Annotated in this window: 11 protein-coding genes; 7 read left to right on the top strand and 4 right to left on the bottom strand. The window is 69.2% G+C overall.

Going from position 1 to position 12,696, the window contains the following annotated elements; all coding sequences use genetic code 11:
* Positions 1–309: 309 nt before the first annotated feature.
* Together D7V77_RS34830 and D7V77_RS34825 are read left to right on the top strand one after the other, a co-directional pair.
* On the top strand, positions 310–1,302 hold the full coding sequence (locus D7V77_RS34830) for a hypothetical protein (RefSeq protein ID WP_120580579.1): 993 nt from the start codon (positions 310–312) through the stop codon (positions 1,300–1,302).
* A gap of 22 nt (positions 1,303–1,324) precedes the next feature.
* Entirely contained in the window at positions 1,325–1,777 is a 453-nt protein-coding gene (locus tag D7V77_RS34825) for a GNAT family N-acetyltransferase (protein WP_120580580.1), read from the top strand.
* Between the two features lie 185 nt (positions 1,778–1,962).
* Here the strand turns inward: D7V77_RS34825 and D7V77_RS34820 are convergent, their stop codons facing one another.
* On the bottom strand, positions 1,963–3,414 hold the full coding sequence (locus D7V77_RS34820; RefSeq protein ID WP_120580578.1) for a glycoside hydrolase family 6 protein: 1,452 nt from the start codon (positions 3,412–3,414) through the stop codon (positions 1,963–1,965).
* A gap of 136 nt (positions 3,415–3,550) precedes the next feature.
* Positions 3,551–4,516 (bottom strand): DUF4440 domain-containing protein, encoded by a 966-nt coding sequence (locus tag D7V77_RS34815; RefSeq protein ID WP_120580577.1) that lies wholly within the window; start codon positions 4,514–4,516, stop codon positions 3,551–3,553.
* A gap of 182 nt (positions 4,517–4,698) precedes the next feature.
* Here D7V77_RS34815 and D7V77_RS34810 point away from each other — a divergent pair, with 182 nt between their 5' ends.
* Together D7V77_RS34810 and D7V77_RS34805 are read left to right on the top strand one after the other, a co-directional pair.
* Positions 4,699–7,149 (top strand): acylase, encoded by a 2,451-nt coding sequence (locus tag D7V77_RS34810; protein ID WP_120580576.1) that lies wholly within the window; start codon positions 4,699–4,701, stop codon positions 7,147–7,149.
* Between the two features lie 376 nt (positions 7,150–7,525).
* Positions 7,526–8,275: a hypothetical protein gene (locus D7V77_RS34805; protein WP_147452255.1), complete on the top strand. Its 750-nt coding sequence runs from the start codon at positions 7,526–7,528 to the stop codon at positions 8,273–8,275.
* Between the two features lie 12 nt (positions 8,276–8,287).
* Here the strand turns inward: D7V77_RS34805 and D7V77_RS34800 are convergent, their stop codons facing one another.
* Together D7V77_RS34800 and D7V77_RS34795 are read right to left on the bottom strand one after the other, a co-directional pair.
* The gene (locus tag D7V77_RS34800) at positions 8,288–8,875 is read right to left on the bottom strand and encodes a regulatory protein RecX (protein WP_120580574.1); all 588 of its coding nucleotides are present in this window, start codon (positions 8,873–8,875) and stop codon (positions 8,288–8,290) included.
* Positions 8,876–8,982: 107 nt separating this feature from the next.
* The gene (locus D7V77_RS34795; RefSeq protein ID WP_120580573.1) at positions 8,983–9,888 is read right to left on the bottom strand and encodes an AraC family transcriptional regulator; all 906 of its coding nucleotides are present in this window, start codon (positions 9,886–9,888) and stop codon (positions 8,983–8,985) included.
* 100 nt (positions 9,889–9,988) lie between these two features.
* On the opposite strand from D7V77_RS34795, the gene D7V77_RS34790 reads away from it, so the two are divergent.
* The 3 genes from D7V77_RS34790 (at position 9,989) to D7V77_RS34780 (ending at position 12,639) form a co-directional block, all read left to right on the top strand.
* Positions 9,989–10,747, top strand: coding sequence for an SDR family oxidoreductase (locus tag D7V77_RS34790; protein ID WP_120580572.1), 759 nt, complete (start codon positions 9,989–9,991; stop codon positions 10,745–10,747).
* Positions 10,748–10,854: 107 nt separating this feature from the next.
* On the top strand, positions 10,855–11,280 hold the full coding sequence (locus D7V77_RS34785) for a YciI family protein (protein ID WP_120580571.1): 426 nt from the start codon (positions 10,855–10,857) through the stop codon (positions 11,278–11,280).
* A gap of 24 nt (positions 11,281–11,304) precedes the next feature.
* A complete protein-coding gene (locus D7V77_RS34780; protein WP_120580570.1) occupies positions 11,305–12,639 on the top strand; it encodes a hypothetical protein in 1,335 nt (444 codons plus the stop codon).
* Positions 12,640–12,696: the final 57 nt, after the last annotated feature.

The raw sequence follows: 12,696 nt of genomic DNA, 5'->3' as shown, positions 1-12,696 counted from the left end.
GCGCCGACGCCTCCGCCCCACCCCGCCCCGTCGCGGGCGCGCTGCCGCGACCCGTACCGTAAGTTTCTCGCGACGTCGAAACGCGAGGCGCGGAGCCGGGCGCGGAAGGCCCGTCGTCCCTGTCATGCCGGTTCGCCATGGGTCCAGTGTACCCCTCACTCCAGGATTCCATGTTTCTCGGCCCGGCCGCCTGCCCGGTTGCGTCTGAAATCAAGCGCTTCCCTCAAAAGCCGTGATCCGGAAGCAACCTCCAAAGTCCTGCGCGGATAATGCGGGAGGAAAAAGACCCAGACGCGACAGGAGACGTCGATGGCTCTCGGAATTGGCTCCAAGCTCGATTCGGTCATGGCCCGCATCCGCCAGGCCGCGGAGCAGGCCCGCGCTGACATGGCGGCGGCCGCCCAGTCCGTGAAGGAGCCCCTGCCGGACGCTCCGGACGCCAAGGCGCTCAACCCCGCGGAAGGCCGCTACCTGGACTCCTTCGAGGAGGAGCGCGCCCAGAAGATGGGCATGCCGTCCCTGGCCGCCCCCCCGCCTCCGGGCACGGATCCGGCCGTCAGCGCCATCCCCACCAACGAGGCGACGCAGGCCCAGAAGGAGCAGGGCTGGAACGCGCCGCAGACGACCGTGGCGCAGACGAGCAAGAAGGGCTGCGCGGAGGCCACCCTCACCTACCTGGAGCAGTCCAGCGCCGAAGAGGCGGCCCCGCTGACGCAGCAGGAGGCCCGCGAGAAGGTCCGCAACAAGGCGGACACGATGACCACGTCCGTGAAGGACCGCGTGGACGTGAACCTGGATGACGGCGCGACCGCCGACGAGATGGGCGCCATGCTGGGCAGCATGGGCATCAAGGTCACCAACGGCTTCGACGAGTGCAACACGGACGCGCTGAGCGGCGCGCTGAAGAACGGGCAGATGGCCCTGGCGCTGGTGGACTCCAACGCCCTGCTCAACACGACGCTGGCGGACGGCGAGAAGGGCCCGGACAGCGGCGAGCTGCACTGGCTCACCATCGACGGCGTGAACCCGGGCAAGAGCAAGAGCACGGACGACGACCTCTACCGCGTGCGCGACCCCGTCAACGGCGCCTACTGGGTGAAGGCCAGCGACCTGAAGAAGAGCATCTCCCAGGCGCAGGAGCAGCACGGCAGCGGCGGCGTGATGACCGTCCAGAAGGACGGCACCGCGAAGACGACCGAGCAGCGCGAGGCCCTGGCCCAAGCCAACCTGGAGCGCACCCAGCCCCTGGGCAAGGGCAACGGCGGAGCCAGCCGGCGCCTGAGCGTGGGCGAGTCCAGCTGACCTGCGGAGACCGGCTCTCTTGGTGATCCTGCGCAACGTTACAGATGAAGACCTCCCGCTCTTCTTCGAGCACCAACGCGACGCAGTCGCGCTGCGCATGGCCGCATTCCCGTCGCGGGAACGCGATGCCTTCCTGACCCACTGGCGCACGAAGGTTCTCCGCCCCGAGAACGTGACCCGCACCATCGTCGTTGGCGGCCTGGTCGCTGGGTACCTCGGCAGTTGGGAACAGGACGGCAAGCGCCTCATCGCCTATTGGATGGGTCGCGAGCACTGGGGCAAGGGCATCGCGACACGGGCGCTCTCGGAGTTCCTCGGGCTTGAGCCCATTCGTCCGCTCCATGCGTGGGTCGCTGTCCACAACGTCGGGTCGATCCGCGTCCTCGAGAAGTGTGGCTTCCGCACGGTGGCCCAGGAGAACCCGCAGCACGCGGACGGAGTTGCCGAGGTCCTCATGACGCTGGGTCCGACCTGAAGGGGGGAGAGCCCCCTGCATCTCCCGGCTTCACCCAACGCCTTCCCCAGCCTCGCGCCGGGGAAGGCGTTTTCACGTCGTGAGGACTACAGGGGCTCGCCCACCAGCACGCCAACCACCAGGCTCCGCGGCCATCGTGGATTCCGAGTCATGTCGTCGGTCCTTTCGAAAGGCGTGCGTGGGGCTCAGGTGCCGTCGATGAGGCGGTTCGCCAGGTCCGGGCTGAACTGTCCGGCGGGCGTGCCCGGGGCGATGCCGCACTGGCCATCCGAGTCCCCCGGCGTCTTCACCCACAGGAGCATCTCCGCGCCGCCGCCCGTCTGGGACGTCACGCCCAGCTTGCGGCCACCGGGATTGCACCACTCGCCGTTGGAGCCGTTGCCGTTGCGGCTGGTGTCGATGGTGTACTGCCGCGTGTAGCCGTAGCGGCTGTTCAGCGCGGCGTTCACCGCGTTGCCGTACGTGGTGGACTGAGCGGTCGGGTAGAAGTTGGAGACGTTGAGGGAGAAGCCGCGCACGTTGCGCACGCCCGCGGACTCCAGACGCTGCGCCATGGTGTCGGCGGCGATCCAGCTCGCGTTGCCGCCGTCCAGGTACGTCCAGGTGTTGGGCGCGCGGTCGCGCAGCTGCTCGGAGGCGTAGCGAATGAGGCCCAGTCGCGTGGTGCGCTCCGCGTCGTTGGGAAGGCAATCGAGCTGCGCGACGGCGTCCGGCTCCACGATGACCACCGCCGGCCGGTTGCCGATGGCCGTCGCGAAGGCGGAGATCCAGGTGCGGTACGCGTCCGCGCTGCCCGCACCACCGCCGGAGTGGCTGCCGCAGTCACGGCCGGGGATGTTGTAGGCCACCAGCACGGGCAGCTTGTCCGCCGCGTCCGCCGCGGCCACGAAGTTGGACACATCCTGGGCGATGTTGCCGTTCCAGTTGCCGAACCAGCGAGCCATCGGCTTCGAGGCGATGGACGCGTTGATGCGCGACGCGCGGCCGTCTCCACTGTTGTTGCGCGCCCACACCGCGGGGTTGGAGTTGGGGTCCACGTAGAAGCCGTTGGTCATTGCCACCGGGCCGGAGCCGGTACCGCTCTCGGTGGTGAGCGAGATGTCATCCAGCCGCACGGTGACGGCGTTGGCTCGGCCGCCCAGTTGGAACGTCACCTGCCCCTGGCCGGACGAGAACGAGGACGTGAAGGGGAAGGAGAACCGGCGCGACGTGCCATCCAGCGTAAAGGTCCGCGTGAGCGTGGCCGTGTACGGCGCCACCTCCTGCTGCACGGTCGCTTGCGCGGTGATGGTCGCCGTGGCGGTGGCGGTGAACGCCAGCGTGTACGTCTTCCCGGCGGTGAGCGTCAGGCCACTCTGTCCCACGATGGCGTCCCACGGGTTCGCCGTGTTCGCAGCCACGTCCACGCGCCACCTGCCGCTCTCCACATACGACTGCGTGCTGGCGTTGTTCCACCACGGCGCCACCGTGCCGGAGTTGAAGGTGCCGTTGGTGAGCAGTTCGGTGAGCGCGGCCTCCTGAGCGGTGAGTGCTGGAGCTTCAGGGGCGACGGGCTCGGCCGGGCCACCACAGGCCGCGAGCGCGAACAGCGGAACGAACGACAGCGACAACCGACGCACGGAACGAGGGGTACGCATGAAAGGGAACTCCTCACCACGGGGGAGCTCCCTTCTTGCGGCGCGTCAGTCCTGAATACAAGACTAAACGGCTATTTCAGCTATTGACGGAATATTGCTGAAACATTCACGCCGAGGGGCCAATCACGGCGATGTGTCACGGCCCCTGCGGGCCGGGGCTGGAGTTGCCGCCGTCGGTGACGTAGCGCCACTGGCCGTCGGCCTGCCGGCGCCAGACGGTGAGGTACTTCACGTGGTCCACCTCCGGCTGGCCCTTCTCGTCCTTGCCCGTGGCGATGGCACGGCCCACCGTGTACGCGAGGTCGCCGGAGCCCGCCGCATCTCCCAGCACCGGCTCCCAGCGCAGGTCGATGGCCTCCAGCGTGAACGGCGCGTACGCCTTCGCGATGGCGTCATGGCCGAAGATGCCGGCGGATCCGAGCGGCATCACCACGTCCTCCGCGGCGTAGGCGGCGAAGGCCTTGCCCATGCCCTCGGACGTGGACATGGCGGAGAACGCGCGGTCCGCGGCCTTCGCCTCCTCCAGCGCCTGCGCGGGCGCAAGCGCGCGCGGCTCCGGCGCCGGCAGCGTGGACGAAGGCGTGAAGCCCGCGGGCGCCGTCATCGCCGTCTTGGCGGCGTTGAGCACCGCCACCGCCACGCGCCACTGCCCGTCCGGCTGGCGCTTCCACGCGGTGATGTAGCGAGAGGACGGCCGCACCGACGTGCCTCCCGACTCCACGGACACGTTGCCCACCGAGTACCCCAGCGTCCCGTCCGCGCTGACGTCCCAGCGCACGGGCGCCCAGCGCACCTTGCCCTCCGCCTCCAGCGGATGCGCGGCCAGCCACGCGCGGATGGCCTCCTTGCCCTTCGGCGCGTACGTGCCGTCCACCAGCAGCACCGCGTCGTCCGCGACGAAGTCCGCGAACGCCTGCGCCGAACCGGCCTTCTCCGCCGCGTCCGACATGGCCTGGTCCGCCGCCCTCAAGCCCGCGCGCAGATCCTCCAGCGACTGCCGCGCCGTCCCGACCTCCGCACCCTGCCCGGAGGCCTTCGCCCCACCACACCCCAGGGTCCCCAACGCCGCGACGACGAGCGCGCCCGCGAACATCCGTTTCATGTGCTGGTTTCCTTTCGTGAAACACCGGGCCCGCGCGCCATGACCGGCACCCCGGGCTCCCGTCCGCGAGCCATACACGTAAACACGGAATTCCGCTCGCCTCGCGGCCCGGCGCGATCCAGGAGTGATGCGTTTCTACAATTAGAAGGGAATTTCTCCTCGCCGTGAAAGGAATCCCTCGAATGGATGGACGTAACGGAAGGACCGGCGGCGCCCGGCTGCTGCCGCTGACGGCGCTGCTGCTGGCCACCGGGTGTGAGCCGCGCACCGCGACGCCTCCGGCGCCGGAAGGCTCCACGGCGGAGATGAAGCTGGGAGCGGGCAGCCTCTCCGCCACCGTGCGCAGGACGGCGCACGGCATTCCCCACGTGCTGGCGGACGACTTCGCGGGCGTGGGCTACGGCTACGGCTACGCGTTCGCGCAGGACAACTTCTGTGCGCTGATGGACGCGCTGGTGACGGTGAACGCCGAGCGCTCGCGCTACTTCGGGCCGGACGGCACGTACCTGGCCGCGCTGGGCAGCCAGTACAACAACCTGAAGAGCGACTTCTTCTACCAGGCCATCAACGACGACGGCACCGTGGAGGCGCTGCTGGCGAAGCCGCCGCCCCTGGGTCCGTCCCAGGACGCGCGCGAGCTGGTGCGCGGCTACACCGCGGGACTCAACCGCTACCTGGCGGAGACCGGCGTGGACGGGCTGACGGATCCGCGTTGCAAGGGCGCGGCCTGGGTGCGCCCCATCACCGAGCGCGACCTGTACCGGCGCTACTACCAGCTCAGCCTCTTCGCCAGCTCGCTCTTCTTCCTGGACGCGCTGGTGGACGCGAAGCCCCCGTCCCTGCTGCCGGACGGCACGCTGCCCCTGCCCCTGCCCGCGCCCGCCACGCTGGACCGCAAGGTGTTCCCCAGCTCCGAGACGCTGGGCCTGGGCAGCAACGCCTTCGGCCTGGGCAGCCAGGCCACGCGCAACGGAAAGGGCATGCTGCTGGCCAACCCACACTTCCCCTGGGAAGGCTCGGAGCGCTTCTACGAGGCCCACCTCACGGTGCCGGGCAAGCTCAACGTCTCAGGCGTGAGCCTGCTGGGCGTGCCCGCCATCCTCATCGGCCACAACGAGACGCTGGCCTGGAGCCACACCGTCTCCACCGCGTACCGCTTCACCCCCTTCGAGCTGAAGCTCATCCCGGGCTTCCCCACGAAGTATCTGTACGACGGCCAGATTCGCGACATGACCACCCGCACCGTCACGGTGCAGGCGAAGGCGGCGGACGGCTCGCTCACGCCGCGGCAGCACACCTTCTACCGTTCGCACCTGGGCCCGATGATGGAGTACCCGTCCGGCCTGATGACGTGGAACGGCCTCACCGGCTACGCGTTCCATGACGCCAACGCCTCCAACCTGCGCCTGCTGGACGCCTTCTTCGCCATGGACCGCGCGGCGAACGTGGAGGAACTGCACACGGCGCAGGCCACCTGGCAGGGCATCCCGTGGGTGAACACCATCGCCACGGATGCGCAGGGCCGCGCGTACTACGCGGACATGAGCGTGGTGCCGCACGTCACCGACGCGAAGCTCTTGCGCTGCGTGCTGTCCCCCATCCCGCTGCTGGTGCTCGCGAGCGCGGGGCTGCCGGTGCTGGACGGCTCGCGCTCCGACTGCGCGTTGGGCAGCGACGCGGACGCGGTGGAGCCGGGCATCTTCGGCCCGGGCAGCCTGCCGCGCCTCACCCGCGCTGACTACGTCACCAACTCCAATGACAGCTACTGGCTGCCCAACCCTGCCCAGCCGCTCACCGGCTTCCCGCGCATCCTGGGCGGCGAGAAGAACGTGCGCAGCCTGCGCACGCGCCTGGGCCTGAAGATGGTGCAGGGCCGCATCGCGGGCACGGACGGACTGGCGGGCCAGGGCTTCACGCTGGAGCAGCTCCAGACGGTGATGTTCAACAACCGCAACTACTCCGGCGAGCTGCTGCGCGACGCCGCGGTGTCGCTGTGCCGCCGCACGCCCTTCGTGCTGATGCCGGACCTCACCTTCGAGGACCTGCGCCCCGCCTGCCCCGTGCTGGCCGCGTGGGATTTGAAGGGCGACCTGGACAGCCGGGGCGAGCTGCTCTGGCGCGTGTTCCTCTTCACCGCGGTGGGCGCCACCGGAGGGCCGTACCTGGTGCCCTTCAACGCGAACGACCCCGTCAACACGCCGCGCACGCTCAACACCCTGAACCCGCAGGTGGCCCAGGCGCTGGGCACCGCCATCCGCACGCTGCGCGAGCGCGGCATCGCCCTGGACGCGACGACGGGCTCCGTGCAGGGCAAGCGCAAGAACGGCATCTTCTACCCGGTGCACGGCTGCGCCCACGACGAGGGCTGCTTCAACCAGATCGCCAACCAGCTCCTGCCGGACGGCACGTATGAGCCCGTCCTGGGCTCCAGCTTCGTCATGGCCGTGTCCTTCACGGACGCGGGCCCCGTGGCGAAGTCCGTGCTCACCTACTCCCAGTCCACCAACCCGGCCTCGCCCTGGTACGCGGACCAGACGGCGATGTTCTCCCAGAAGCAGTGGGTGGACCGTCGCTACACGGAGGCGGAGATCGCCGGCGACCCGGCGCTGACCGTCACGCACCTCCAGGAGTAGTCGAAGCCGCCAGACAGCAGGGCTTCGCGGCCCGGTGTCCTTCCACCACGCGGGAAGGGCGCCGGGCCGCTGTGTTTTCGGGGCGAGCGGCCGTGGCCTGGGTGGCCAGCGCTCCATGGAGAATGCTCGCGCCGGAAAGTAGCAATGCCATCACAAATCCGCGGCGCTCAGTGTATTCCCAGACGCTCCGTGCGGCCCGAAAACGCGTCTATTCAACGCACTTTCCGAGGTCTCAAGAATCCCGAAATTGTAGCACTTGATAATGATTGTCAGGCCAATCCCAGGAAGGCAGAATTCACTGCAGGTGAAATAGGGATTTCCCTTCAGGCGGCGCGCTCCCGCGCCCCTTTCTGGGATTCCCACCCGAGGAGACCCCGTGAAGATGCTTCGTTGGAGTGCGGCGGCGCTGGCGCTGTTCGTCGTGGGCTGCGGCCCCGTGGAGGAGCAGCCGCTGGCGACCGAGCCCGTTGCGATGGAGACGCAGGAGGCGGAGCTGGCGACGCGGGCCTGTACGAACAGCCTGGGATGCCGGGAGGCTTGTGCCTGCCAGGGCGGCTTCTGCGTGCCGGACGGGTTCGGTCCGCCGCCGCCCGATGGCCACTGTGACCAGGCGCCCCAGCGCGTCTGCAGCACGGGTTCGGACTGCGCGTCCGGCTGCAACTGCGTGGGCAACGTCTGCGTCAATGACGGCTTCAGCCCGCCCGCCAACTGCCTGCTGGCGCCTCCGGATTCGTTCGAGAGCGACAACACGCACACCACCGCGTCCTCGTACCTGGGCACGCCGCAGCTCAACCACTCCTTCCACCGTCAGAACGACGTGGACTGGGTGCTGGTGGCCACGCCCATCAACCAGGTGATGACGGTGGAGACCTACAACCTGCGCAACGGCCCGTGGATGCGCATCGACATCTACGCGTACAACTACGCCACCCGCACGCTGGGCTCGCTCGTGGGCAGCACGTCGAGCACCATCTGCTCGCAAATCACCCCGTCCTGCTTCGTCTACCGCGCGACGGCGAACGTCGTGGCGAACGGCGTCTACGCGGTGAAGATCACCGACACGCGCAACCGGCCGTCGGGGTCCGACTACACGCCCACCGCGAAGTACGACCTGAAGATGTACTGAGCCCCAGCGCCGTCAGTCGCGGGGCGGCAGGTCTTCCGCCGTCCCGTCGATGACGCGCTTCGCGATGGTGAAGGAGAAGCCCGCGCGGGCGAGCGCCGCCAGGTCCTTCTTGCGGTTCTCCTCGCGCGTGCTCAGGTCGCGCCGGAAGGGGCCCAGCCGCTTCTTGCGCGCCCAGATGCGGGCGGCGGCGTCCTCGGGCACGTCCTGGGTGGCCTCCGCCAGCTTCTCCTGCACCAGCTCCGGCGCCACGCCCTTCATGCGCAGCTTCTGGGTGATGACGCGGGCGCTGCGGCCGGATGCGCGCAGCGAGTGCACGCGCGTCTCCGCGTAGGTCCGGTCGTTGACGAGGCCGTTGCGGATGAGCTTCTCCGCCAGCGCGTCCACCCAGCCCACGGCCTCCGCGCGGTCGGTGCCGTGGAACTTCACGGAGCGGTCCACCCGGCGCATCAGCACGCGCTTGAGCTGGCTCACCGTGGCCGCGTACCGCTTGAGGTAGTGCAGCGCCGCGTTCTCCAGGTAGCGCTGCGACACCTTCCGGGGCGGCTTCGGTTTGCGAGGTTCCCGGCGGCGGTCCGGGTCCCTGTCGGTGGAATCATCCATGGCGGGACAGCTCTACCACCGGGGTCCGACTCGCGGGGGTGCGTCCGCCGCCCCTCCGGGTGGGCTGCCCGGGGCCTGACCGCCCGGTGGGTCTCCGCGAAGGAGCGTCACGACGCCGCCTGCTCCCGCGCGTAATGCGTGGGCGGCAGTCCGACGTGGCGGGTGAAAGCCACGCTGAAGGTGCTCGCGGAGCTGTAGCCGACCTGCTCCGCGACCTCGGCGACGGTGACCTCCTGCTTGCGCCGCAGCAGGTCCTTCGCCAGGGCCATGCGCCAGCCGAGCAGGTACTCCATCGGGGCCACGCCCATCGCGCGGTTGAAGCGCTCGAAGAACGCGGAACGGGACAGCGCGGCCTCCTTCGCCAGCTGCGCCACGGTCCACGCCTGGGTCGGGCGCTCGTGCATCCGGCGGATGGACACGGACAAGCGCTCGTCGGAGAGCCCTCGCAAGAGGCCCGGAGACGCCGCGATGCCCGCCGTGGAGCGGAGCGCTTCGATGAGCAGCACCTCCATGAGGCGGGCGAGGATGACCTCGCGCGCGGGCCGCCGTTCGCGCGACTCGTCCCGCAGGAGTTCCACGAGGGCGGTGAGCCGCTGCTCGCCGCGAACGTGCACGAACTGGGGGAGGAGCGAAACGAGCAGGCTCGCGTCCGGAGAGGCGAAGGCGCAGTACCCCACCAGCATCCGGACATCGGGCGGACCGTGGTGGATGCCGTTCCTGATTTCACCATCGGGCAACACGATGCGAGGCGTCTCCTGCTTTCCCTTCGGCGGCTCGATGCTCGACGTCGTGAAGTCGAACGCCGCGGGAATCAGGACGAAGTCGCCCTTCTCGAGGATGACCGGCTCACGTCCGTCCACCGCGAGGCGGCTCCGCCCCATGAGGACCGCGCAGTAGAAGGGCCTCCCATTCTCCGCGCGCCGGACCCGCCACCGGCCCGCGCCACTGACGAGCTTCGAGAACGGGGCGCCCGGCTGGAGCAGCGTGACCACTTCCGCCAGGGGATCGACCATGACCGGACTCCTGCGAATGAAATCTGGACTCCCTGTTGTAGCAGGTCCGGATGGCGGTCCGTATACCTGTCACCGAAGCCACACCTGCCCAGGAGACGCCATGAAGACGATTCTGATCACCGGATGCTCGTCCGGATTCGGCCTCGACACCGCCCGCTACTTCCTCGAGCACGGCTGGAAGGTCATCGCCACGATGCGCAAGCCGCGCGAGGACGTGCTGCCCCGCTCCGAGCACCTGCGCGTGCTCCCGCTCGACGTCACCCAGCCCCAGAGCATCCGCGAGCTGGTGGAGGCCGCCGGCCCCATCGACGTGCTGGTCAACAACGCGGGCGTCGGCCTGATGGGCGTCTTCGAAGGCACCTCCATGGAGACGGTCCGCAACACCTTCGAGACGAACGCGTTCGGGGTCATGGCCCTGACCCAGGCGTTCCTGCCTCACTTCAGGCAGCAGCAGTCGGGGGTCATCGTGAACGTCTCGTCGGGCACGACGTTCAAGCCGCTCCCGCTGCTCGCCGTGTACACCGCGAGCAAGGCGGCGCTCAACGCGTTCACCGAGTCGCTCGCGCTGGAGCTCCAGCCCTTCCATGTGCGGGTGAGCCTGGTGATTCCCGGACGGTCCCCGGAGACGCCCTTCTCCCAGAACGCCCAGGCCCGGATGCAGGACCAGGGCGTCTCCGTCCCCGAGGCGTACTCCGGCTTCGTGCGAAGCATCTTCGAGCAGAGGACGGCGCATGCCTCGGGGCCGGTCACCCGGTCGCAGGACGTGGTGGACGCCATCTGGCGCGCGGTGAACGACCCGTCGTCCCCCCTCCGCCTGCCCGCCGGCGCGGACGCCGTGGAGATGGCCCGGTCGAACTGAGACCGGGGTTGTGCGTCAAGCGCACCGGCTCGTGAGATATCCGTGTCGATCCGCCGCACGGCCGTTCGTCGTGCGGATGGAGCCACACCCACACCCCAGGAGCCCCCATGCGCTTCATGCTCATCCCCCGCCCCTCCACCCTTGAGCCCACGCACTCGGACGCGCCCTTCGACGAGGCCGTCTTCATCGCGCAGATGAAGTTCAACGAGGAGATGCACCAGGCCGGCGTGCTGGTCGCCTCCGAGGGCCTCAGCCCCGCCCCGGGCGCGCACGTCGTCTTCAAGGACGGCAAGTCCAGCGTGAAGGATGGCCCCTACGCGGAGACGAAGGAGCTCATCGGCGGCTTCTACGTGCTGGAGGTGAAGTCGAAGGAAGAGGCCATCGAGTGGGCCCGCCGCTATCCGGGCGGCATGGGCAACGACGACGTGATGGAGGTCCGCCCCCTCACCGGCGCCGGAGACATCCCGCCGGAGCTCGTGACGCTCATCGAGAAGGTGGCTCCCACCTGGAGCCAGACCTTCAAGTCGTCGTGATGAACAGCGACTAGAGTCCGCACCATGACCTCCGCCACCCCGTCCCTGGCCACGTCCGCCCCGCCCGCGCGGACGTGGGTCCACCGTGCGCTGAGGCTCTTTGTTCCGGTGGTGGGGATCCTCGGGCTGTTGTCGCTGGTCACCTACTACCGGATGCACCCGGACCTTCCGTTCATCCGGTCAGACGGTTACGGCTACCACCTCTACCTCACGGCCGCCTTCGTCCAGCACGACCTGTCCTTCCGCACCGAGGCCGCCGAGTGGGGCGCGGACCTGGACTACAACATGGGGCTCACGCGGGATGAGACCACCGGCCGCTACCTGAACCGCTTCCCTCCGGGTCAGGCCCTGCTGATGCTGCCCGCATTCCTGGGCGCGCACTTCAGCGCGCCGCTCCTGGGGTTCCGTCAGGACGGCTTCTCGCTGCCCTACCATTTCGCGGCGGCGTTCAGCGGACTGTGCGCGCTGCTCATCGGGCTGACGCTGCTGCGCAGGGCCCTGGAAGCGCTCTTCCCCGCCGGGGTGGTGCTGGCGACACTGACCGTCGTCACCTTCGGCACCAACCTGTTCCACTACGGCACCGCGGACGCCATCTTCAGCCACGTCTACTCCTTCGCCCTCTACGCCGCGCTGCTCCTCCTGGTGCCCGCGTGGTACCGGGCGCCCACGGTGCGCACGTCGCTGCTGCTGGGCGCGGTGGCGGGCTACATCGTGCTGGTGCGGCCTCCCAACGGGCTGGCGCTCGTCCTGGTGCCCCTGTACGGCGTCTATGACGGCCTGACGCAACGGGAGCGGCTGGCGTTCTTCTGGAAGCACAAGGGCGGCATCGCGCTGGCGCTGCTCGCGATGGGTGCGGTGCTGAGCATCCTGTTCTTCTACTGGCACTACGCCACCGGCCGCTGGGTGATGTACTCCTACCGGGGCCAGGGCTTCGAGTTCACCCGACCCCAGTTCCTCGCCGTCCTGTTCAGCCTCCGCAAGGGGCTCTTCTTCTGGACGCCGGTGTGGCTCTTCGCGGTGGTGGGCTTCGTGCGGGACCGGGAGCACCTGCGCGACTACCTGATGCCGGTGCTGCTCTTCTCCCTCTTCCAGCTCTACCTCACGGCCGCCTGGTGGCACTGGCCCTACGGCCTGAGCTTCGGCCACCGCGCATTCACCGAGGGCAGCGCCTTCTTCGCGCTGGGCCTCGCGGGCTTCCTCGCGCACCTGGAGCGCCCCGCGCTCCGCAAGGCCGTGGGCGCGGTGCTGGCGTTGCTCGTCGCGTACGAGCTCTTCCTGATGGTGCGCTACTGGCAGGGCCGGCTGCCGGGAGACCGGACCACGTGGGCCCAGTACCGGAGCCTCTTCACGCTCCCGTAGGCAGCCTCCCCGCCCGCCCTGCATGGGAGGAGGAGGCCCACCGGACCCTCCCCGTCC

The sequence above is a fragment of the Corallococcus sp. CA041A genome, from assembly GCF_003612075.1.
In the GTDB taxonomy this organism is placed as follows: Bacteria; Myxococcota; Myxococcia; order Myxococcales; family Myxococcaceae; genus Corallococcus; species Corallococcus exiguus.
Note: the sequence above shows the minus strand (reverse complement) of the source record. Positions and strands in the feature narration are given on the sequence as shown.